Source organism: Streptomyces cavernicola (assembly GCF_029968035.1).
Lineage (GTDB): Bacteria > Actinomycetota > Actinomycetes > Streptomycetales > Streptomycetaceae > Streptomyces > Streptomyces cavernicola.
In genome coordinates, this window is the sequence record NZ_JASCIQ010000018.1 from 22,417 (window position 1) to 43,767 (window position 21,351).

A 21,351-nucleotide genomic window follows, 5' to 3' on the forward strand; every position below is an offset into this window, starting at 1 on the left:
ACGATGACACAGACCGCTTCCGTGCGTGCCGGGGTCGGTACGCGAGCGTCCCGGGTCCGGGTGCTCATCGCGGTGATGCTGTTCGTCACCGTCGTCATCAACTATCTGGACCGCTCCAACCTGTCGATCGCGCTGCCCGAGATCGCCCGCGAGCTCGACCTGACCACGGCCCAACAGGGCCTGCTGCTCTCGGCGTTCGGCTGGACGTACGCCGCGCTGCAGATTCCCGGCGGCTGGCTGGTGGACCGGGTGCCGGCGCGGGTCCTCTACCCGGTGTGCCTGACCCTGTGGTCCCTCGCCACCCTGTTCATGGGCGTCATCGGCGGTTTCGTGGCGCTGATCGTGCTGCGCCTCATGGTCGGCGCGTTCGAGGCGCCCGCGTACCCGATCAACAACAAGGTGGCGACGGTGTGGTTCCCGGAGCGGGAGCGCGCCACCGCCATCGGCTTCTACACCTCCGGCCAGTTCATCGGCCTCGCCCTGCTCACCCCCGTCCTCTCCTGGCTGCAGGCGCTGATCTCCTGGCACTGGGTGTTCATCGCCACCGGCCTGGTCGGCGTCCTGTGGGCGCTCGTCTGGTACGTGTGGTTCCGGGAGCCGGCGGACTCGCGGGCCAACGCGGCGGAGGTCGAACTCATCCGCGCCGGCGGCGGGTTGGTGGACGCGACGGAGTCCACGGACGCGTCGGATGCTTCGCACACGACGCGCGAGCGGCCGGAGCGGGCGCGGATCAGCCGGGCCGACCTGGCGACCGTGCTCGGCCGCCGGAAACTGTGGGGCATCTACCTCGGCCAGTTCTGTCTGACGTCGACGCTCTGGTTCTTCCTGACGTGGTTCCCGACGTACCTCGTCGAGTACCGGGACATGGACTACATCAAGTCCGGTTTCCTGGCGTCGCTGCCGTTCGTCGCCGCGCTTGTCGGCGTGCTCACCTCCGGTGTCCTCTCGGACTTCCTGCTGCGGCGCGGCGCCTCCCTCGGCGCGGCCCGCAAGGGGCCGATCATCGCCGGGCTGCTGCTCAGCACGGTGATGGTCGGGGCGAGCTTCACCGACTCGACGACGCTGGTCATCGTGTTCCTGTCGGTGGCGTTCTTCGGCAACGGGCTCGCCTCGATCACCTGGTCGCTGGTCTCCGCGATGGCGCCGCAGCGGCTGCTCGGGCTCACCGGCGGGATGTTCAACTTCATCGGCAACCTGTCGTCGATCGCGACGCCGATCGTCATCGGCATGATCATCACGGACGAGAGCTTCGCCCCCGGCTTCGCGTACATGACGGTGGTCACGATCGTGGGAATCCTGTCGTACGTGTTCCTCGTCGGCCGGGTCGAACGGGTCCAGGAGCGGCCGGCGAAGGTCTGACGCCCCATCGATGTCTGCCTCGTCATCAGCGGGAAGCCCTGCGTGCCTTCGGGCGCGCAGGGCTTCCGCGTTCAGAGAGCTTCCGCTTTGGCGCGTTTTGCCATGGTCCGGCCAGCCATATCCGGATTCGCCGAGGTGGGAGTGCACCATGGTCACCGCGGTGCGTCGGCTCCGGGGGCGTCGACGCTCGGGGCGGGGCGAGGGAGAGTGGAGAAACGTATGGAACGCCGTTCGCTCGTCGTCGTGGGGCTCGGGTACGTCGGGTTGCCGCTGGCGATGGCGGCCGCCGGGGCCGGGATGCGGGTGCACGGCCTGGACAGCGACGCGGGGCGGGTGCGCGGCCTGTCGTCGGGGCGCAGCCACGTCGACGACGTCGGCGACGACGAGGTGCGCGACGCGCTCGGCCGCGGTTTCGACCCGACCACGGACGCCTCCTGCATCGCCCTCGCGGATGTGGTCGTCATCTGTGTGCCCACACCACTGCGGCAGTCCGTACCCGATCTGACGGCGGTGTGCGCCGCGGGGGAAGCCGTCGCCCAGTGGCTGCGGCCCGGCGCGCTCGTCGTCCTGGAGTCGACGACATACCCGGGCACGACCGTCGAGGTGCTGCTGCCGTTACTGGAGGGGGACGGCGCGCGGCAGGTCGGGGTGGACTTCCACCTGGCGTTCTCGCCGGAGCGCATCGACCCCGGCAACGCGACGTTCTCGCTCGTCAACACCCCCAAGGTGGTCGGCGGCGTCACCGAGGGCTGTACGCACGCGGCCTCGGCGTTCTACGCGGGCCTGGTCGGCGAGGTGGTGCCGGTGAGTTCGCCCGAGGTGGCGGAGATGTCGAAGCTCCTGGAGAACACGTACCGGCAGGTGAACATCGCCCTCGTCAACGAGATGGCGGTGTTCTGCCACGAGCTGGGCGTGGACCTCTGGGAGGCGATCGACGCCGCGGCGACCAAGCCGTTCGGCTTCACCCCGTTCCGGCCCGGCCCGGGTGTGGGCGGGCACTGCATCCCGGTGGACCCCGGCTACCTCTCGCACCGGGTGCGCGGCCTCGGATACCCGTTCCGCTTCGCGGAGTTGGCGCAGGAGATCAACAACGGGATGCCGCGCCATGTGGTGGGCCGCGTGGCCGAGTTGCTCAACGAGGGAGGCCGCAGCCTGCGCGGCGCCCGGGTGCTGCTGCTCGGCGCCACGTACAAGGCGGACGTGTCGGACGAGCGCGAGTCGCCCTGCCGGGTGGTCGCGGAGCGGTTCGCCGCCGCCGGGGCCGAGGTGTCGTACCACGACCCGTACGTGCCGTCCTGGCGGATCGGCGAACGGGTCCTCGCCTGTGTGCCGGACGCCGAACGGGCCGCGGCCGAGGCCGATGTGACGGTGCTGCTGCAGGCGCACCGCGGGTACGCCCTCGACCGGCTCGTCACGGCCTCCCGGCTGTTCTTCGACACGCGCGGCCGGGCGGGCGGCAAGAAGGTCGCCCGGCTCTGACGTCTCCCGGGGGCTCACGGGGCTCCGGGACGCTCAGGGCGCGCCGCTCTCGAAGCGGATCTCCGTCTCGGGTACGAGGGCCAGGTCTAGGCCGGTGACCGGGCGGGGCGCGGAGACGACGATGTTGTAGTGGTTGGGGAAGTGGCAGGCGTCGAAGCCGAGCACGGTGCCGACCTGCCGGCCCCCGGCGAGCACCCGGTCGCCGCGGTCCAGGACGCCGGCGCAGGCCAGCTCCACGAAGCCGAGGAAGCCGACGCGGTCGACGCGGGCCCCGGGCGCCGGGTCCGTGTGGTCGGTGGTGAGCAGTTCATGCACCTCGCCGCGGCGCACACAGCGGCTGGCGTACGGCTCCAGGGTCATGCCGCGCGCGTCGAGGCGGTGCACGAGGACCTTGACGAGACTGCCGTGCACGGCACGCTTGGCGCCGTCCTCCGCGGGATTCACGCGCGCACCTCCTGCGGGCGACGGTCGCTTCGGTCGCTTCGGTCGCTTCCGTGGCTTCGGTCGCTTCGGTCGCTGCGGTCTTCGTGCCGGCCGTCGTCCTCGCGGGCGGCGCGCGCGTAGCACTCGGCGACGAGTTCGGCCACGGCGAGCCCGTCGGGGCCGGACGCGGTGGCGGTACGCGTGCCGGTTCCGGTGGCTGTGGCTGTGGCTGTGGCTGTGGCTGTGGCGGTCCGCGAGACCGTACGGACGAAGTCGTCGAGGACACCCACGTATTCGTGCCACAGGGAACCCTTGAACTCTGTGTGGCCGGACAACATGTCGGCGAAGTCCGTGCGCCCGTCCGCGAGTTGGACCTCGACGGTCTTGCGCTCGCCGGGATGGGACCAGCCGAGCTCCACATGTGCGGTGGCCCCATATGCGGGGGCGCTGAGGCTCAGGTGTGCGCTGCGGTCCACGCCGTGCACGTCACGCCCCAGCACCGCCTCGTCGACGCGTAGGTCCTCGCCGAGGAAGAGGCGGACGAGGTCGAGGGCGTTGGGCCCGTTGTCGGCGAGGCAGCCGCCGCCGCAGCGGGCCGGGTCCAGGTACCAGCGGTCGCGGCCCGCGTGCTCCTCGATCGTCTCCTCGTAGCGCACGGTCAGCGAGGTCACCGGCACATCGTGCGGGAGCCGGTCCAGGAGGGCGCGTACGGGGGCGTTGTAGCGGCGGTGGAAGGAGGTGAACAGGGCCAGGCCCTGCCGCTGCGCGAAGCGGGTGAGGCGTCGGGCGTCCTCGGGGTCGGTGGCCAGGGGCTTCTCCACGCACACCGCGAGCCCGGCGGCGAGGGCGTCGTGGCAGACCGCGGTGTGGGCGTCGTTGGGGACGTTGACGACGACCGCGTCCAGGTCCGCGTCGCGCAGGAGCGCGCGGTGGTCGCCGTAGCGCTCGATGTGCGGGGGCAGCGCGGCGTACGTCTCGGGGTCGTGGTCGCAGACGGCGGTGAGAACGGCGTGCGGGGACCGGTCGAGGGCGGCGAGGTGGAAGCGGGAGATCACGCCGAGCCCGATCACGCCGACGCGGAGCGGGGCAGGGCCAGGGGTACGGGTACTGGCGCTGGTACTGGCACTGGCACTGGTCTCGGTGCGGGTCATGCGGTGGCGCCTTCCTGCTCGGCCCGTGCGGGCTGGTCGTACTGCTCGGGTGCTTCGTACGGTTCGGCCGTCGGGAACGGGAGCGCCAACTCCCCTGCCAGGTCGGCGAGTTCGCGGTGCAGTCCGGCGGCAAGGGGGACGCCGTGGGCGATGCGGTGCCGGGTGCGCCGCTGCTCCCACCAGCCCGGGTAGGCCACGGGCGCGTCGGCGGCGGACAGCGGCGGGCAGTCGAGGAGCGCGCCGAAGAGGTCGCCGGCCGCGCCGAGGAACCCCGTCTCGGGCCGCAGCCGGCCGGGGGCGACGGCGAGCAGGAAGTGGCCGACGTCGTCGTCCGGCTCGTCCGAGGTGTCGTGGTGGGGGCCGATGCCCGCGCCGGGGAGCAGCGCGGAGAGGACTTCGACCAGGAGCCCGAGCCCGTACCCCTTGTAGGCGCCGTTCTCGGGTGTGCCGCCGAGCCAGCGCAGGTGGGCCTCGCCGCGGTCGTAGGCGCCCGGGTCGGTGACGGGGGCGCCGTCGGCGTCCGCCAGCCAGCCCTCGGGGACGGGCTCGCCGGCGCGTGCGGCGGCGCGGATGCGGCCGGTGGGGACGACGGTGGTGCTCATGTCCAGGGTGAACGGCGGGTGTTCGCCGGCGGGGGCGGCCAGGGCGAGGGGGTTGGTGCCGAGCATGCGGGCGGCGCTGCCGGGCGGCGGGGCGAGGCGCTGGCGGCCGCAGTTGGCGGTGGCGAGACCGATCATGCCGTGGTCGACGGCGCGCAGGGCGTGGTGGCCCGCGCAGCCGAAGTGGGTGCCGCCGCGCACCGAGACCATGCCGATGCCGTGAGTGCGGGCGCGTTCCACGGCGAGGTCCATCGCCTCGGCGGCGGACCAGAGGCCGAGGGCGCGCCGGGCGTCGACGAGGACGGCGGGCCCGGTGTCGGTGAGGTGGACGGGCTCGGCGGCCGGGTCGCAGCGGCCGTCGGCGAGGAGGGGGAGGTAGAGGCGGGTGAGGTTGGTGACGCCGTGGGTGGTGAAGCCGGTGAGGTCACCGTGGCAGAGGGCTTCGGCTGCGGTACGGGCCCGGTGTTCGGGCAGACCATGTGCGCGCAGCACACCGGTGACGAAGCCGAGGAGCCCGTCGTAAGGGACGCGGACCTCGCCCTCGGGAGCGGGGTGCGCGGGCCGGGTGGCGGTGCTTGCGGTTGTCACAGGGCGGGGCCTTTCACGGGGGTCCGTCGGCGCGGCGAAGGGTGCGGGGGCGGGGTCGGCGGGTCGGTGCGGCGGGCGAACGCGAGGAGGATGCGGGCCACTTCGGTGGCGTACCGGTCGAGTTCGGCCAGATCCGCGTACTCGCCCTCGGCGTGCGCCCGGTTGGCGTCCAGGCTGCCGGGGCCGAACACGGCGGTGTAGGTGTCGGGTACGCCGCTCATCCAGAGGGCGTCGCAGGTGAACGCCGGTTCGTGCGCGGGCCAGCGGGTGAGGCCGCAGTCCCGTTCGAGCAGCTCTTCCGCCCAACTTCCGTCTCCTGCAGGGCCGTTCAGGGCGGGCAGGCCGTGCTTCAGCCACCGTACGGAGGTGACCTCGGCGGCGTCCTCGGCCGTCCTGGCGAGTGCGGGGTGGCTCTGGGCGCCGGCCCGGAAGGCGGCAAGCCCCTCCCGCAGGGACTCGTGCAGCGCCGCCTCGGCCGCTCGGCCGCAACTCGGGTCCGGGTAGGCGATGTTGAGGAGGAGGCGGCCGCTTCCGTACACCTTGTTGTGCTGGTGGCCGGTGTGCAGGCCGGCCACACACACCTGCGCCCCGTGCGCCCGTGCGGGCAGGGTGGTGGCGAGGTGGTGGGCGAGGTGGCCGAGGAGGACGGTGGCGTTGTGCCCGGCCTCGGGGCGGTCGTCGATCGCGTCGTCGCCGTGGACCTGCACGCAGGCGGTCATCGAGGCCGTGGCGCGCGGCAGAAAGCGATGGCCTGTGGGTTCGCAGTACACATTGAGCCGCCCCGTATGTCCTTCGGCCACAAGGGGCCGGGTGCCGAACGTGCCCATCGCGCCGCCCTCTTCACCCGCCACGGCCTGCACGAGCACCCCGACGCGGGTGCCGAGCGCGGCGTCGGCGGCGCGGGCCGCGCGGATGCCGGCGAGCAGCGCGACCGCAGGTCCCTTGGCGTCGATGGCGCCGCGCCCGCTGAACCGCGTGCCGTCGAAGTCCGGGGGCCACCAGCCGCCCACCGTGTCGAGGTGGACGTTGAACATGACGGTGTCGCGGTGCGGAAGCCCGGCGGGGCCGAGGCGCAGCAGCAGGCTGGGCTGGCAGTCGAGGAAGCCGGGCGTGGCGGCGGCCGCCTCGCGCACGGACACGGGGACGTCGTCACGGTCCAGGACTTCGGCCGGGGGCGGGGCGTACCGGACGACCGTCATACCGAACTCCCGTGCCGCGTCCGCGAGTTGGCGTCCCGCCTCCCACAGCCGTACGGGCTCGGTGTCGCCGCCGGTCTCCAGGGGGCCCGCGGTGGGGGTGGCGAGGAGCCGGAGCAGCAGCTGCTGGTCGGCGGCGGTGAGGCGGGCCTGCGGGTACGGGGCGCTCACGGCCGTGTCCGCGACGGTCTGCTCAGACATGTGCGCCGCCCACATGTACCCCGCCCACATGTGCCGACGGCTCAGGGACCGCCGACGGCACGGGGACCGCACCCGCCTCCGCCTCCAGTACCTCCTCGGCGACGAGCCGTTCCAGTTCCCGGCCGTAGGCGACGAACGCGTCGACGCTGTCCTCGCCGCGCGCGTCCGTGCCGTCGTGCGGGCGGAGGCGGGTGTGCGGCTCGATGGACCAGACGCCGCGCCAGCCGGTGCACAGCAACAGGCCGAGGCACTCGCGCAGTTCGGCGGCCCCGTGTCCGGGCAGGGTGTAGGCGGCCTGGCCGGGCCCGGTGGGCAGGGCGTCCTTGATGTGTACGTGGCCCACATGGTCGAGGACCGCAGTGAGGAGTTCCGTCGCCCCGTAGCCGTACGGGACGCCGTTGCCGGTGTCGAAGAGGAGCCGCAGGGCGGGGCTGTCGACGTGGGCGAGGAGGTCGAGCATCCGGTCGGCGCGGCTGCCCGCCCAGCCGGCGCAGTTCTCGTGCAGGAGGACGAGCCCGGCGTCCTCGGCCTGCCGGGCCAGCGCTGTCATGCGCTGCTTGACCCTGCGGGCCCACTCGGGCTCGGCTAGGCCGTCGTCGGGGTACGACATGACGCGTACGTGCCGGGTGCCGAGGGCGGGGCAGCGGCGGGCGAGGGTGCGCAGCTCGTCGGTGTCGAGGGCGAAGGGGCCGGTGACGGGGCGGCTCCAGTCGGCGATGCGGGAGTCGACGCAGACCACGTCGGTGCCGGTCGCGGCGAGCTGCTCGGTGAGGTCGCCGAAGGCACGGTCGTCGAGGTCGGCGAGGGCGCGGCCGTCGACGGTGCGCAACTCGACGGCGTTCCAGCCGAGTTGACGGACGGCGTCGAGCTGCCCGGCGAGTCCGGGTGCGGCCTCGTCGCCGATGCCCGCGTAGCGGATGCCGGGCGGCGGGGCGAAGGCCAGGGCGGGGGCCGGGGCGGGGGCCGGGGCGAGAGCCGGGGCCGAGGCGTCGGGGTCGGGGCGGGTGTCAGCCGGCATGGTGGGCGGCCTCCTGAGGACGGCGGGACGGGGATGCGAGGGCGAGGCGCCGGGCGTCGTCGAGGAGTTCGACGGTCCGGGTGTGCAGGCGCAGGTCGTCGGCGGCGGGGCGGTCCGCGGCGAAGGAGCGGTAGGCGCGGGTCAGGCAGCGGTGCAGCGCGTCGTCGGGCAGCAACTCCCGTGTCCTGCGGCCGTGTCGCCATACGTCGAGCTGGGCGGTGTCGTCGTCCTGCGCGACCGGGAAGTGGCCGACGAGGCGCGTGCCGGCCGCGGTGTCGACGGTGATACGGCGGCTGCGCACCGGCGAGGTGAGGTCGCAGCGGATGCGGCTGTGCGGCCCCGCGGTGTGGTGCAAGGCTACCTGTGCGCCGCCCATATGTGGCACGACCACACCCTTGTAGCGAAGGTCGGTGCAGCTCGCGGTGTGCACGTCGGCGTCGCCGAGGAGCCGGAGCAGGACGCCGAGGGCGTGCGGGATCTCCACCTGGAAGGCGTCGGTGTGGCTGGGGTTGGTGAGGGTGCGGCGGAAGCGGGACTTGGCCTGTGTGACGGTGACGGCGCGGATGTCCGCCGGGTCGCCGGCGAGGGCGGCGATGCGGTCGGTGAGGGCGCTGTGCAGCCAGGGCGACACGACGTGCAGGTGCAGGCCGTGCCGGTCGGCGACCTGCCGTACGCGGTCCAGGGCGGTGCGGTCGGATGCGATGGGCTTCTCGACGACGAACCGCCGGTAGCCGAGGTGTGCGGCTTCCTCCAGGAGTGCGCCGCGTACGGCGGGCGGGGTGCAGAGGTGGACGACGGTGGTGTCCGGGTCGAGGCGTCGGCGGGCCTCCCGCAGGTGGTCCACGACCTGCAGTCCGGGGGTGGTCGCGGTGGGCGGGCGTGCCGGGTCCACCCCCAGGACCGGCTGGTCGGCGAAGAGTTCCGGGTGTGTGGCGCGGGCGCGGTGCAGTACGGGCAGGTGAAGTCCCGTGCCGGCGCGGCCGAGTCCGATGAGCAGCGTGCGGAGCACGGTCGTGCCGCCCCCTGTTCCGGTTCGTGGCTGGTCCCGCCGCGGACGCGGACGGGGGTGGGTCAAGCGGCAGGCAGCCCCGTGGAGAAGGCGCACACGGTGTCGGCGATGTGCTCGGTCTCCGCGTCCGTGAGCCGGGGGTTGATGGGCAGGGCCAGCTGCCGTCGGCTGGCGGCGAGGGCGTGCGGCCAGGTCTGTCCGGGGGGTGCGAAGCGGGCGAAGGCGGGCTGGTGGGGCAGCGGCTGCGGGTAGTAGACGTGGCTGTCGACGCCGTGGGCCGCCAAGTGCGCCTGGAGGGCGTCGCGTTCGTCGGCGAGCACCGAGTACACGTAGTGGCAGCGGCCGTTGCGTCCCGGGGGCGGCGGGGTGATGCCGCGGTCGGTGAGCGGGGTGAAGCGCTCGGTGTAGTAGTCGGCGATCTGCGCGCGGCGTTCGAGGCGGGCGGGCAGGCCGGGCAGCCGGTGGAGTTGGAAGGCGGCGAGGAGTTCGTCGAAGCGGCTGTTGCAGCCGATCCGCTGGTGCACGAACCGCTGCCCTTCCTGCCCGTGGTTGCGCAACGCCCGTACGACACGGGCGAGTTCGGGGTCGTCGGTGACGACGGCGCCGCCCTCCCCCGGCATGCCGAAGGTCTTCACCTGCACGAAGGAGAAGACGCCCGCGTCGCCCCAGGTGCCGGCGGGCCGGCCGTCGAGCACGCCGCCCTGGGCGACGGCGGAGTCCTCCAGGAGGCGCAGGCCGTGCCGGTCGGCGAGCTGCCGCATCGCCGGCATGTCGGCCATCACGGAGAACATGTGCGCCGGCATCAGCGCCTTCGTGCGGGAGGTCACGGCCTCCTCGACGCGCTCCGGGTCGGCGACCATCGTCAGCGGGTCGACGTCGGCGAAGACGGGGGTGGCGCCGAGGTTGGCGACGGTGTTGCCGAGCGGGGCGCAGCCGTACGCGGGCACGATCACCTCGTCGTCGGGGCCGACGCCCATCGCGGTAAGGACGAGGGTGAGGGCGGAGGTGCCGCTGGAGCAGGCCACGACATGGGCCGCGCCGAGCGTGTCCCGCAGGGCGTCCTCGAAGGCGGCGGTGCGCTCGCCGAGGATGAACTTCTGCCCGGGGTCGGTGCCGGTGCGCCGCACCAGGTCGATCAGGACGTCGCGGTCGTCCTCGAACAGGTCGGGGGCGAAGAACGGAATGGTGCCCTGCCGGGTCATGCCGCGGCCCTCCCGGTGTAGTAGGCGCGGATCCGCGCGCAGACGGCGTCGATGTCGGCGTGGGTCAGGTCGGGGTGCAGCGGCAGCGCGAGGGTGCGTTCGCAGGCGGCCTCGGCGTGCGGGAACTGCCCCTGCTTGTAGCCGAGTTCGGCGAAGCAGGGCTGGAGGTGCAGCGGCGTCGGGTAGTACGTCTCGGTGCCGATGCCGTGGTCGGCGAGGTGGGCGGCGAGCCCGTCCCGCCGCTCGGCCTCCACCAGGTACACGTAGAACACCGGGTCGGTGTCGGCGTCGCGGCGGGCGAGGGTCGGCAGGCGGAGCAGTCCGGGCAGGTCGCGGAGGCGCTCGGTGTAGGCGTCGGCGAGTTCCCGCCTGCGGCGTACGGCGGCGGCGAGGCGGGGCAGTTTCGCGAGCAGCACGGCGGCCTGGAGGTCGTCCGTCTTGCTGTTGACGCCGTTGAGCTCGGTGGCGTTGTTGATGCCGGGGAAGTGCGCGAGGGTGCGGCCGGTGCGCCCGTGGTGGCGCAGCGCGGCGGCCGTCTCGGCGATGTGCGGGTCGTCGGTGAGGATCGCGCCGGCGTCGCCGATCGCGCCGAGGGTCTTGGTGGGGAAGAACGAAAGGACTCCGCCCGCGCCGAGCAGGCCCGCGTGGACGCCGTTCCAGCGCATCCCGATCGCCTCGGCGCTGTCCTCGACGAGGGTCAGCCGGTAGCGCTCGGCGACCCGCGCCAGCGCGTCCATGTCGGCCATCTGCGAGAACAGGTGCACCGGCATCAGCATCGTGGTGCGCGGCGTGACGGCGTCCGCGGCGGCCCTCGGGTCGAGGGCGTACGTCTCCGGCTCGATGTCGGCGAACACCGGCCGGCCGCCTGCGAGTACGACGGACGAGGCGGTGGCGATGAAGCTGAACGCCGGGACGACGACCTCGTCGCCCGGCTGGAGTCCGGCCGCGCGCAGCAGCAGCACCAGGGCGTCGGTGCCGCTGTTGACGGCCACGCAGTGGCGGGCCCCTGTCCACTCGGCGAGGGCCGTCTCCAGGCGGGCGACCTGGCTGCCGTGGGAGAACTTGCCGTCGTCGAGGACCTCGCAGACCCGGGCGCGGATCTCCGGCCAGAGCTCCTCGAACGAGGCGGCCTGACTGAAGAACGACACCGGGTGCGGCGCGGGTTGCTCGGTGGGCGCGGTGGTCATCCTCGGACCTCTTCCTTGCCTGGGGGTCGTACGTACAGGGGGCCGGGCGGGGCCGTGGTCCGCCGCGCCGCGAGGAGCGCGGCCACCGCGCACACCACGGGCAACGTGAGCGAAAGCAGCTGCGCGCCTTCCTCCACTCCGGCCGGGAGGCCCAAGTGGGCGCTGTGGAAGGCGAGATGGGACACGCACAGGGTGAGCGCCGCGACGGAGGCGGCCTGCACGAGCCGGCGTTGCACGGTGCACGCGGCCCAGGCGAGCACCACGGACAGGGCGAGCACACCGGCCCCGAAGTCGCGCACGAGGTGTTCGTTGTAGGGCGGCAGTGCGGCCACCCAGGGGTGGCCGGGCGCGGGGTAGTTGTCGTAGAAACCGCGCGGCCACAGCAGCGCCCAGGCGCCCGGCAGACCTTCGCCGAGGGTGAGCAGGGTCAGGCAGCCGCGGGCCCACCGCAGACGGGTCCCGTACAGGCGGGAGGCGGGAGCGGTCCGGACGCCCGCGCGGTCGTACATCCCACTCCCTCTTTTCACGTGGCAGGCGCGATCCGGGTGCACGGAATAGCGCCCGCATTCACCGAGAATCCGTAAGGAGCTCGATATCCACCCGGAACCTGCGCCCGCAGCGTACAGACGTGGAAATATGCGAGCGGCGTGCGACACGGGGATATACGGAGAGCCGGTGCGAGGTCTGGACCTGCGCATTCGTCCATAGGGGCGAACCCGCAGGGCGCACCTCACCGGGAGCGGTTTCGGCCCGTAGAGTCCCCCGGGATCTGTCGTGCGCCCTGCGGAATTCGACAGGTTTTCCTTGGCGCACAGCAATCCGCAGCCGATCCACGCCATATGCACAGCGGATTCGCATTCCATTTCGCGCGGCTCGCGCCCGCCCGCACGCGCGCAGCACGTGTCCGTACGGAAAACCACTCCGCAGGAAAGGAACGGACCGATGACGACCCGCGCCGAGGCCCCGCCCTCAGCACCCAGCGAGCCGGCGGAGAGCAAGCTCCGCAGCTACGCCCGGCTTGGCAAACTCGACGTCTACGACTACTACCCGGCCATCGCGGTGGCCTTCTCGGCGGCGCTGTCGCAGGGGAACGCGGCGGTGTCCGGGGCGCTGGCGGCCACGGCGCTGTTCCTCGTGGGCTCGGTCTTCGTGCTCATGTCGATGGTGGCGCTCGACGACGTGACGGGCTACCTCGACGGCAGCGACATCGCCAACTACGGCCCCGACGACCCGCTCCGCAACAAGCGCCGCAAGCCGCTGGTCGCCGGGGCCCTGACGGTCCGTGAGGCGCTCGGCTTCGCCTGGACCAGCGCGGCCGTCGGCGCCGTCCTGTGGGCCGCGGCCGTGGCGAGCGCCCCGTACCGGCCGACCTGGACGGTGGTCCTCATCGTCGTCCTCTTCGTGGTGTCGCTGCAGTACTCGTACGGCGTGAAGCTCAGCTACCACGGCTTCCAGGAGGCGTTCCTCTGCCTGCTCGGGGCGGCCATGACGATGGCGACCTACGGCCTCGTCGCCGGCCACTTCTCCGGGTTCGTCCTGGTGCAGGGCGTGCTGTTCGGGTTCGGGCCGCTGATGTTCGGGGTGTACTCCAACACCAACGACATCCCAGGAGACCGCGCGGTCGGGCGTCCCACCGCGGCCTGTCTGCTCTCCCCCAAGGGCAACGCCGTCTTCGTCGGGGCGCTGTCCGCCGCGGAGTTCCTGCTCGGCGCGGCCGCCTCGGCGACGGGCGTCGCACCCTGGTGGTTCGTGCTCCTGATGCTGCCGGTGACCGTGCTGCGCACCCGCCAGTACCTCGTCGGGTTCCGCGAGGGCGACATCATGCGGGCCCGCAGGATCGGCTTCCGGACGCACCGGGTCGGTTTCCTGCTGCTGATCGCCGCCAACCTGATCGTCCTGGTGGAGGCGGCCGGATGAGCCCGGCCGTGGATGTCGACGTGGCCGTCGTCGGCGCCGGGGTCGCCGGGCTGACCGCCGCACACGAGCTGCGGCGGGCCGGCCTCACGGTGCGCGTCTTCGAGGAACTCCCGTACGTCGGCGGCCGGATGCACTCGTTCCGGCACGAGGGGTACGTGATCGACGAGGGCGCCGAGCAGATCCCCGAGCAGGGCTACCGGGCCACCTGGGAGCTCCTCGCCCGGCTCGGCGTGACGGATCGTGACGTGCCGCGGATCGGGAAGGCCGTCGGCGTGTGGCGCGCGGGCCGCGCCCACCCCGGCGTCGCCGAGCCCGCGGCCCTGGTCTCCGGCGCCGGGCTCTCCCCGCGCGCCCGCCTCGACCTGGCCCGCCTGCTCGCCTGGACGGCCGTGCACCGTACGGAGTTCGACTCCGACCGTCCGGAGCGCACCCCGGCCGGGACCCGTACCGTCGCCTCCTTCGCCCGCCGCTACCACCCCGACCTGCACGACTATCTGCTGCAGCCCGTCGCCGGCTGCTTCTTCGGCTGGGACACGGCCCGGTCCGCCGTGGCTCCGCTGATCAGCCTGATGCAGGCGGTCGGCCCGGCCTCCCGCTGGCGGACCTACCACGACGGCATGGACCTGCTGGCCCGCCGGCTCGCCGAGCACGCCGACGTCGAAACCGGCGCCCCGGTGCACGAAGTCGTCGACGACGGACGGGAGGTGCGGCTGCACGGACCCGCGGGCACCGTCACCGCACGGGCCGCGGTCCTCGCCGTACCGGCGCCCGTGGCGGCCCGGCTGCATCCCGCGGCGCCCGAGGACGAGCGGGAGTTCCTCACCGCCTGCACCTTCACCCCCAGCTTCAAGGTCAGCTGCCTCCTCGACCGGCCGCTCGCCCCCGCCTCCGCACGGCCGCTGTACGCGCTGCTCACCCCGGACGCCGAGGACGGCCTGCTGTCCGGCATCCTCGTCGACCACGCCAAGCACCCCGGCCGCGCACCCGCGGGCAAGGGCCTCCTGACCCTGATGGCCGACCCGCGCCGCATCCCCGAACTGTGCGGCGCCGACCCGCGGGAGACCGCCGCCCGGCTCATCCGGGCCGCCGCCCGCTACGTGCCGGGGCTGCCCGGCGCGGTCCGCGAGCACTTCGTGCACGGCTTCACCCATGCCCTGCCCGAGGCCACCCCCGAGGCACTCGCGCACCGGCCCCGCTTCGCGGCCCGCGCCCCGCGCCGGGTGGAGTACGCGGGCGACTGGCTCACCCTGTGCCCCGCGAGCGAGGCCGCCGTGCGCTCCGGCGCCCTGGCCGCCTCCCGTGTCCTCAGCCGACTCCACCCCTCCCCCACGGCCGCCGCTGCCCGCCCGGCCGCCCCCGCACCGAGGAGCGACCGCCTTGAAACCGCATGACATGGGCGTCCTGTTCGACGAGTGCGCCGACCGCGGCCACGGCACCACCGTCCACCTCGACCGCCCCTTCGACCTCGCCCCCGACGACGGCGTCCACTGGACCGTGCCCCAACTCGCCGCCCTCGTACGGGAGTCGGCGGGACGCCTCGCCACCGCCGGGGTGCGCCCCGGCGACCGGGTGGCGATCGTCAAGGAGAACCACTGGGACTACGACCTCCTCGCCTGCGCCGCCGTACGCCTCGGGGCGGTGCCCGCGCAGCTCTCCGCGCACCTGTCGGGCGACGCCCTCACCACCCTCCTGCACCGGCTCTCCCCGAAGCTCCTCGTCACCTCGGCCGGCGTCCTCGAACGGGCCCAGCGAGCCGACGCCGACCTGGCCGCGGTGGCGGCGCGCACGCTCGTCGTGGACGCGGACGGCGTCCCCGGCACGCTCGGCCCCGCCGACGTACGCGGGCACCGCGCGCCCGCCCCGGTGCGCCGCGACGACGACGCCCCCCTCGTCATCAACCACACCTCGGGCACCACGGGCGTCCCCAAACTCGTCGCCCACTCCACCCGCACCATCATCGGGAAGCTGGCCCGCTCCGAGTGCGTCCGCTACCCGAAGATCGGGGTGCGCCGCACCGACACCCTGCTCAACGCCAACTCCTACGCCCACGGCCGGACGTTCTGCTGGACCGCCAGCGCCCTGTGCCTGGAGCCCGCCCGCATCGTCGTCCTCACCGCCGAGGACCCGCTGCGCGCCGACCCGCTGCTCCGCGCACACCCGCCCACCGTCGTCGAGGCGCTCCCCACCGCGTACATCCGCCTGCGCCCGCTGACCGAGCGGCTCGACAACGCCTTCCGCCGCGTACGCCTCTTCATCAGCACCTACGACGCCATGCACCCGCCGGTCATCCGCAGCTACCTCGCGGCCAGCCGGCGCCGCAGCCCGCTGTGGATGCAGGGCTGGGGCCAGACCGAGACCGGGCCGCTGACGTTCCGCTTCCACACCCGCGCCTCCGACGGCGGGCTCGGCGGGCCCGGCGTGCGCAACCTGGGCCGCCCCATTCCGGTCAAGACCCGGCTGCGGGTGGTCGATCCGCAGACGTTCCGGCCGGTGCCGCGCGGCCGGCCCGGACTCGTCCTCGCCCGGACCGAGGCCCGCGCCCTCACCTACCTCGGCGAGGAGCGGCGCTGGGCCGCCAAACAGCACGGCGACTGGTGGAACACCGGCGACATCGCCGTGCACCGCAGGGACGGCAGCGTCGAACTCCTCGACCGCGAGGTCGACCACAGCTCCCTGCTGAGCTGCCTCAGCGCGGAGGACCTGATCGAGGAGCGGCTGCCGCAGGCCCTGGAGTGCATCGTCCTCACCGGCGCCGTGGGACCGCCGCTGCCCGTCGTCGTCACCGCCGACGGCCGCCTCGACGCACAGCAGTGGCGCGCGGCCGTGCGCGAACTGCCGCCGCTGGCCGAGCCGACGGTGCTGACCTGGGACGACGTGCCCCGCACCGGCACCGGCAAGGTGCGCCGCGCCACGCTCCTCAAGCAGCTCACCGGCACGGCCGCCACCGGCGGCACCGGCCGCTGGACCTGACCGCCGCCTCGTACCCCGCGCCCGAGGAAGGACCCCGCATGCCTCCCCGCCTGGCCGAACAACCCGGCTACGTCTTCGACAACGACAGCGTGCACAGCCGCGAACAGCACCGCTGCCTCTCCGCCGCCTACGACACCGCCACCTGCGCCCGGCTCGCGGAGACCGGCGTCACCCGCGGCTGGCGCTGCCTGGAGGTCGGCGCCGGCAGCGGCAGCGTCGCCGGCTGGCTCGCCGACCGCGTCGCACCCGACGGCGAGGTCGTCGCCACCGACGTCAAACCGCACCACATCCCGGAGCGCCCCGGCCTCACCGCGCTCCGCCACGACATCGTCCAGGACCCGCTGCCCGAGGGCGAGTTCGACCTCATCACCGCCCGCCTCGTGCTCCAGTGCCTGCCGGAGCGGCGCGCGGTGCTCGACAAGCTCGTACGCGCCCTCAAGCCGGGCGGATGGCTGCAGATCGAGGAGTTCGACACCTCGTACGAGCCGCCGCTGCTCACCCCCGACGCGGAGTCCGCGCGCCTCTACCGGGCCTTCCTCGACGCCAAGTGCGCCGTGCTGCGCGCCGCCGGCGGCGACCCCGCGTGGGGACGGCAGGCGGCCGCCGCGATGCGGGACGCCGGGCTCGTCGGCATCGACCCGAGGCCCCGGATCGAGCTGCGCACCGCCGGCTCCCCCGGCCTGCGCCTGCAGCTCCACCACACCCACCGCCTGGAGGAGGGGCTGCTCGCCGCCGGCCTGACCCGGGACCAACTGCACCGGGTGCGCGCCCTGATGGAGGACCCGTCGTTCAGCGCCGCCTCCAGCGTCATGTACTCGGTGCACGGCAGGCGGCCGCTCACCGAGGAGGGCGGCGCCCGATGACGACGACCGCGCCGCACACCGCGGCGACCGGACCGACGGTGACCGGGCCGCCCGTGGCCGCCGAGGTCGCCGCCCGCCTCGTCGGCCTCCTCGACCACCCCGCCGCCGAGGTGACCTGCGCCGTCGACTGGGCGGGGCCGCTGCGCCTGCCGCTCGCCGAGGAGCGGGCCGTGCAGGCGGCCTGCGGCCTCATGCACGTCCACGGTCTGGGCGCCGGCCGCCCCACGCCCCTCGCCGTCGACTTCGCCTCCACCACCGCCGGGATCCTCGCCGCCCAGGGCACGACCGCCGCGCTCGTCGCCCGGTCCCGCGGCGCCGGCACGAGCGCCGTCCGCACCTCGGTGGGCCAGGCCGCGCTCTTCGCCCTCGGCCAGTACCTGGCCGCCGCCACCGCCGACAACCCCGCGTACGAATCCCAACTCACCCCAGGACGCCCGGAGTTCGTCTCCGCCGACGGGGTGCGCATCGAGATCGAGGCGCTCTACGCCGAGGAGTGGCTGCGCTTCTGGCAGTACCTGGACGCGCCCCGCGCGGCCGTCCGGCACGGCTGGCGGCCCTTCCAGACCCGCTTCGGCACCGCCGTCTGCGCCCTCGACCCGGAGCTCGCGGCCACCGTGCGCGCCGCCCCGCTCACCGTGCTCCGCGCGGCCGCCGAGCACGCCGGGGCCGCCCTCCTCCCGGTACGCGACGACCCCGCCGCGCCGGAGCCCGTACCGCCCTGGACGCTCACCGCGCTGCCGAACGCCGGAAGGACCGCCCCCGCCGCCGCCCCGTCGGGCGAACTCCCCCTCGCCGGGCTGCGCGTGCTGGAGTCGACGCGGCGCGTGCAGGGCCCGCTCGCCGGGCGCGTGCTGCAGCTCCTCGGCGCGCGGGTGCTGCGGATCGAACCGCCCGACGGCGACCCGATGCGCGGCATCCCGCCCATGGCCGGAGGCTGTTCGGCCCGCTTCAGCGCCCTCAACGCGGGCAAGGACGTCACCGAGATCGACTTCACCACGGCGGCGGGCCGCGACGCGGTACGCGAACTCGCCCGCGACGCCGACGTGTTCCTGCACAACTGGGCCCCGGGCAAGGCCGCCCGGCTCGGCCTGGACGCCGAAGACCTGCACCGCGTACAGCCCGGCCTGGTGCACGCGTGGGCGTCCGGCTGGGGCGACGCGCTCGGGCCCCGGCCGCCGCTCGGCACCGACTACCTCGTCCAGGCGCACAGCGGCCTGGCCGCCGCGCTCCGGCCCGAGGACGAGCCGCCCCGGACGTCCCTGCTCACCGTCACCGACGTCCTCGGCGGCCTGCTCAGCGCCCAGGCCGCCCTGGCGGCGCTGCTCACCCGGCTCCGCACCGGCCACGGCCAGCGCGCCGTGTCCTCGCTCTACTCGGCCTCCGCGCTCGTCCCCCGCCCCGCGCGGCGCGCCCGCTGGGGCCCGCTCGACCGGCCGCTCGCCACCCTCGACGGGTATCTGTGGCCGGACCCGGAGGCCCGCGCCCGCCCGGAGGCCGTCGCCCGCGCGCTCGGCTCCGCCGCCGACCCGGCCGCCCTCGCCGCCGCGGCGGCCCGCCGCACGAGCTCCGAACTCCAGTCCCTGCTCGGCGAGTTGCGCACAACCGCGACACCCGTCTGCACCGACCTCGCCGCCCTCGCCCGCGACCCGCGCTTCGCCCCCGCCCTCGACGCCGGCGCCGGCGCCCACACCTTCGTCCACCCGCCCTGGGAGTTCTCGTGACCCACCCCTGGACCTCCGCCCACGGCATCGTGCTGCGCGACCTGGTGCCCGCCGCGCTCCGCCGCGCCTGGGTCGCCGAGGGCCTGTGCCCCGACCGCGACCTCTACAGCCTCTTCTCCGACCACGTACGGGACCACCCCACGCGCGAGGCCGTCGTCGACCCCGACGGCAGCCTCGACTACGCCGAACTCGACGCCCAGGTACGGCACATCGCCGCCCGGCTCGCCGAACAGGGCCTCGGGGAGCGGGACATCATCGCCGTCCGCGTGCCCAACGGGCGCCGGGCGGTGGCCGCGGAGCTCGCCGTGGCCGCGATCGGCGCCGTCGCCCTGCCCTACCCGCCGGGGCACGGCAGCCGCGGCCCGGTCAGCCTCCTCAGCCGCTCCCGGGCGAGCGCGATCGTCGTGGAGCGGGACACCGACGCCAAGGCCGCCGTACCGGACGCCCAACTCCCGTACCTCAAGGCCGTGTTCAGCTGGGGCGAGCCGACCCACCCGGCCGGCGTCGACCTGCGTCGACCCGCCCGGCGGCCGTTCACGCCGCGGCCCGTCGACGCCGAGGCGCCCGCCCGCATCCTGGTGACCTCCGGCTCCGAGTCCGAGCCCAAGATGATCGCCTACTCGCACAACGCGATGGGCGGCGGCCGCGCCAACTACGTCCGCGCCCTGTCCTGCGGCCACCCGGGGCCCGTACGCAACCTCGTCCTCGCGCCGCTCGCCTCCTCCTACGGCTCGCTCGGCACCTCCGTGACGGTGGCCGCGCTCGGCGGCACGCTGATCGTCCAGGACGGCTACGACCCGCACGCGGCCCTGCGCGCGCTCACCGCGCACCGGCCCACCCATGTCTTCGGCGTGCCGACGATGCTGCGGCGCCTCGCCGAACTGCCCCCGCCGCCCGGCGAGGACCTCTCCGCGCTGCGGGCCGTGGTCTCCAGCTGCGACGCGCTGCCGCCCGCCACGGCCGAGGTCGTCACCCGCCGCTTCGGCCGCCCCGTGATCACCATCTACGGCTCCTCCGACGGCGTGAACTGCCACACCGCCGCCACCGGCACGACGCCGGAGGCCGGAACCGGCCTGCCCGACCCGGCCGTTGCCGACATCCGCATCACCGAGGACACCGGCGAGATCTGCGCCCGCGGCCCCATGACCCCGCTCGCTTACGTGGCCGCCCCCGAGCTCGACGCCCGGTACCGCACCCCGGACGGCTGGGTCCGCACCGGCGACCGCGGCCGGCTCGACGAGCAGGGCAGGCTGCACGTCCTCGGCCGGCTCAAGCAGATCGTGGTGCGCGGCGGCTACAACATCAGCCCCGCCGAGGTGGAGCAGGCACTCGCCGGGCACCCGTCGATCGCCGAGGTCGCCTGTGTCGCCGTACCCGACGAGGAGCTGGGCGAGCGGCTGTGTGCCTGCGTCCGGGAGACGCCGGGGGCGGCGGCGCTCAGCCTGGCCGATCTGACCGGGTTCCTGGAGGGCGAGTGCGGCCTTGAGCGGCGCAAGCTGCCGGAACTGCTGTTGCGGGTGGGGCAGATGCCGTTGGGTCCCACCGGGAAGATCTGCCGCCCCACCCTGGCCCTCCGTGCTCTGCCGATCGGGTGGGGATCCGTGGGCCACTCGGAGGTTCGGCGGTGAGGGGTGTGAGATCCCGTCACCCGACATGGACAGATATGAGAAGAACGACCGTTTGGAACTCGCTGAAGCGTGCGACTGCTGGCTCCCGGCGAACGCGCGCCGCAGCGTGACACACAGTCACCCCCACCCCGTTCAAGGAGACAGATCTACGTGAACATCCGGTTCGCCACCGCAGTCGCCGCCGCTGCCGGCGCGGTTCTCCTCACCGTCGCCCCCGCCGCCACCGCCGCAGCTCCCGCAGGTCCCGCGGCCGCTGCCTCGACGGCTGAGGCAGCAGTGCCGCTGCAGGCCGAGTTCCCGGTGTCCATCAAGGGCGTGCAGCTGAACGTCCACGGCCAGACCCACACCATCGACCTCTCCGGCACGGCCTCCCTCAGCATCGAGGCGCCCTCGCTGGGGAACCTCCGGACGAAGGTCACCGGCACCCTCAACGTCACCGCTGAGGACTCCGCGCTCGGCAAGATCTCGCTGCAGAGCCAGGCCACCGGCACCGCGTCCTTCAACAGCCTCCTGCAGCCCTTCCCGGCCAAGCTGGACCTGTCGGCGACCGGCGACCTGACCATCCTGAAGAGCGGCATGACCCCGGTGTCGCTCAAGGCCAAGGCCCCGGCCCAACTCGGCGGCACCCTGCAGCAGTTCCCGCCGACCGGCAACATCCTCGACCTGACCAGCCCGGTCGAGTTCGTGGACGCGAACGGCCAGACGGTCGCCAGCGTGACGCGGTTCCCGCTCACCGTCGTCTCCCTGTGATCCACACCGGCTGACGCCCACGCACGACAGCGGCCCCGGGGTGCACCTCGGGGCCGCTGTCGTGCGTGTTGGGGGGCGGGCCGGGGCGTC

At 74.0% G+C, this 21,351-nt stretch carries 18 protein-coding genes; 9 read left to right on the forward strand and 9 right to left on the reverse strand.

All coding sequences use genetic code 11. The features are described from left to right. Positions 1-3: 3 nt before the first annotated feature. Together QIS96_RS18040 and QIS96_RS18045 are read left to right on the forward strand one after the other, a co-directional pair. Positions 4-1,359, forward strand: coding sequence for an MFS transporter (locus tag QIS96_RS18040; protein WP_282543656.1), 1,356 nt, complete (start codon positions 4-6; stop codon positions 1,357-1,359). A 219-nt stretch (positions 1,360-1,578) separates the two neighbouring features. After that, positions 1,579-2,838 carry a nucleotide sugar dehydrogenase gene (locus QIS96_RS18045; RefSeq protein WP_282543657.1) on the forward strand — a complete coding sequence of 420 codons (1,260 nt, stop codon included), beginning with the start codon at positions 1,579-1,581 and terminating at the stop codon, positions 2,836-2,838. A gap of 33 nt (positions 2,839-2,871) precedes the next feature. On the opposite strand, the gene QIS96_RS18050 is transcribed toward QIS96_RS18045, so the two are convergent. The 9 genes from QIS96_RS18050 to QIS96_RS18090 all read right to left on the reverse strand — a co-directional run bounded on the left by QIS96_RS18050 (position 2,872) and on the right by QIS96_RS18090 (position 11,921). Further along, the gene (locus QIS96_RS18050) at positions 2,872-3,282 is read right to left on the reverse strand and encodes a DUF6917 domain-containing protein (protein ID WP_282543658.1); all 411 of its coding nucleotides are present in this window, start codon (positions 3,280-3,282) and stop codon (positions 2,872-2,874) included. Further along, a complete protein-coding gene (locus QIS96_RS18055) occupies positions 3,279-4,412 on the reverse strand; it encodes a Gfo/Idh/MocA family protein (protein WP_282543659.1) in 1,134 nt (377 codons plus the stop codon). The genes QIS96_RS18050 and QIS96_RS18055 overlap by 4 nt, the downstream gene beginning before the upstream one ends. Further along, on the reverse strand, positions 4,409-5,599 hold the full coding sequence (locus QIS96_RS18060) for an Ldh family oxidoreductase (protein ID WP_282543660.1): 1,191 nt from the start codon (positions 5,597-5,599) through the stop codon (positions 4,409-4,411). Before QIS96_RS18060 ends, QIS96_RS18055 begins: the two co-directional genes overlap by 4 nt. Continuing rightward, the gene (locus QIS96_RS18065) at positions 5,596-6,996 is read right to left on the reverse strand and encodes a M20/M25/M40 family metallo-hydrolase (protein WP_282543661.1); all 1,401 of its coding nucleotides are present in this window, start codon (positions 6,994-6,996) and stop codon (positions 5,596-5,598) included. Before QIS96_RS18065 ends, QIS96_RS18060 begins: the two co-directional genes overlap by 4 nt. After that, positions 6,989-8,014 carry a sugar phosphate isomerase/epimerase family protein gene (locus QIS96_RS18070; protein WP_282543662.1) on the reverse strand — a complete coding sequence of 342 codons (1,026 nt, stop codon included), beginning with the start codon at positions 8,012-8,014 and terminating at the stop codon, positions 6,989-6,991. The genes QIS96_RS18065 and QIS96_RS18070 overlap by 8 nt, the downstream gene beginning before the upstream one ends. Continuing rightward, on the reverse strand, positions 8,004-9,023 hold the full coding sequence (locus QIS96_RS18075; protein WP_282543663.1) for a Gfo/Idh/MocA family oxidoreductase: 1,020 nt from the start codon (positions 9,021-9,023) through the stop codon (positions 8,004-8,006). Before QIS96_RS18075 ends, QIS96_RS18070 begins: the two co-directional genes overlap by 11 nt. A gap of 62 nt (positions 9,024-9,085) precedes the next feature. Further along, positions 9,086-10,225 carry a DegT/DnrJ/EryC1/StrS family aminotransferase gene (locus QIS96_RS18080; protein ID WP_282543664.1) on the reverse strand — a complete coding sequence of 380 codons (1,140 nt, stop codon included), beginning with the start codon at positions 10,223-10,225 and terminating at the stop codon, positions 9,086-9,088. Then, complete coding sequence (locus QIS96_RS18085; protein WP_282543665.1) at positions 10,222-11,412, reverse strand: DegT/DnrJ/EryC1/StrS family aminotransferase; 1,191 nt, start codon at positions 11,410-11,412, stop codon at positions 10,222-10,224. Before QIS96_RS18085 ends, QIS96_RS18080 begins: the two co-directional genes overlap by 4 nt. Next, positions 11,409-11,921: a hypothetical protein gene (locus QIS96_RS18090; protein WP_282543666.1), complete on the reverse strand. Its 513-nt coding sequence runs from the start codon at positions 11,919-11,921 to the stop codon at positions 11,409-11,411. Before QIS96_RS18090 ends, QIS96_RS18085 begins: the two co-directional genes overlap by 4 nt. 433 nt (positions 11,922-12,354) lie before the next feature. Here QIS96_RS18090 and QIS96_RS18095 point away from each other — a divergent pair, with 433 nt between their 5' ends. The 7 genes from QIS96_RS18095 to QIS96_RS18125 all read left to right on the forward strand — a co-directional run bounded on the left by QIS96_RS18095 (position 12,355) and on the right by QIS96_RS18125 (position 21,261). Next, positions 12,355-13,329 carry a UbiA family prenyltransferase gene (locus QIS96_RS18095; RefSeq protein ID WP_282543667.1) on the forward strand — a complete coding sequence of 325 codons (975 nt, stop codon included), beginning with the start codon at positions 12,355-12,357 and terminating at the stop codon, positions 13,327-13,329. Next, complete coding sequence (locus tag QIS96_RS18100) at positions 13,326-14,720, forward strand: protoporphyrinogen/coproporphyrinogen oxidase (RefSeq protein WP_282543668.1); 1,395 nt, start codon at positions 13,326-13,328, stop codon at positions 14,718-14,720. Before QIS96_RS18095 ends, QIS96_RS18100 begins: the two co-directional genes overlap by 4 nt. A gap of 1 nt (position 14,721) precedes the next feature. After that, a complete protein-coding gene (locus tag QIS96_RS18105; RefSeq protein ID WP_282543781.1) occupies positions 14,722-16,299 on the forward strand; it encodes an AMP-binding protein in 1,578 nt (525 codons plus the stop codon). 38 nt (positions 16,300-16,337) lie between these two features. Beyond that, positions 16,338-17,162 carry a class I SAM-dependent methyltransferase gene (locus QIS96_RS18110; RefSeq protein ID WP_282543669.1) on the forward strand — a complete coding sequence of 275 codons (825 nt, stop codon included), beginning with the start codon at positions 16,338-16,340 and terminating at the stop codon, positions 17,160-17,162. Beyond that, on the forward strand, positions 17,159-18,883 hold the full coding sequence (locus QIS96_RS18115; protein ID WP_282543670.1) for a CoA transferase: 1,725 nt from the start codon (positions 17,159-17,161) through the stop codon (positions 18,881-18,883). The genes QIS96_RS18110 and QIS96_RS18115 overlap by 4 nt, the downstream gene beginning before the upstream one ends. Beyond that, positions 18,880-20,511, forward strand: coding sequence for a class I adenylate-forming enzyme family protein (locus QIS96_RS18120; protein ID WP_282543671.1), 1,632 nt, complete (start codon positions 18,880-18,882; stop codon positions 20,509-20,511). The genes QIS96_RS18115 and QIS96_RS18120 overlap by 4 nt, the downstream gene beginning before the upstream one ends. Before the next feature lie 150 nt (positions 20,512-20,661). Continuing rightward, complete coding sequence (locus QIS96_RS18125) at positions 20,662-21,261, forward strand: hypothetical protein (protein WP_282543672.1); 600 nt, start codon at positions 20,662-20,664, stop codon at positions 21,259-21,261. The last annotated feature ends 90 nt before the right edge of the window (positions 21,262-21,351 follow it).

Coding starts and splice junctions, on each gene's coding strand:
- QIS96_RS18040 (WP_282543656.1), top strand. CDS start 4: ATGACACAGACCGCTTCCGTGCGTGCCGGGGTCGGTACGCGAGCGTCC.
- QIS96_RS18045 (WP_282543657.1), top strand. CDS start 1,579: ATGGAACGCCGTTCGCTCGTCGTCGTGGGGCTCGGGTACGTCGGGTTG.
- QIS96_RS18055 (WP_282543659.1), bottom strand. CDS start 4,412: ATGACCCGCACCGAGACCAGTGCCAGTGCCAGTACCAGCGCCAGTACC.
- QIS96_RS18065 (WP_282543661.1), bottom strand. CDS start 6,996: ATGTCTGAGCAGACCGTCGCGGACACGGCCGTGAGCGCCCCGTACCCG.
- QIS96_RS18070 (WP_282543662.1), bottom strand. CDS start 8,014: ATGCCGGCTGACACCCGCCCCGACCCCGACGCCTCGGCCCCGGCTCTC.
- QIS96_RS18080 (WP_282543664.1), bottom strand. CDS start 10,225: ATGACCCGGCAGGGCACCATTCCGTTCTTCGCCCCCGACCTGTTCGAG.
- QIS96_RS18085 (WP_282543665.1), bottom strand. CDS start 11,412: ATGACCACCGCGCCCACCGAGCAACCCGCGCCGCACCCGGTGTCGTTC.
- QIS96_RS18090 (WP_282543666.1), bottom strand. CDS start 11,921: ATGTACGACCGCGCGGGCGTCCGGACCGCTCCCGCCTCCCGCCTGTAC.
- QIS96_RS18095 (WP_282543667.1), top strand. CDS start 12,355: ATGACGACCCGCGCCGAGGCCCCGCCCTCAGCACCCAGCGAGCCGGCG.
- QIS96_RS18100 (WP_282543668.1), top strand. CDS start 13,326: ATGAGCCCGGCCGTGGATGTCGACGTGGCCGTCGTCGGCGCCGGGGTC.
- QIS96_RS18105 (WP_282543781.1), top strand. CDS start 14,722: ATGGGCGTCCTGTTCGACGAGTGCGCCGACCGCGGCCACGGCACCACC.
- QIS96_RS18110 (WP_282543669.1), top strand. CDS start 16,338: ATGCCTCCCCGCCTGGCCGAACAACCCGGCTACGTCTTCGACAACGAC.
- QIS96_RS18115 (WP_282543670.1), top strand. CDS start 17,159: ATGACGACGACCGCGCCGCACACCGCGGCGACCGGACCGACGGTGACC.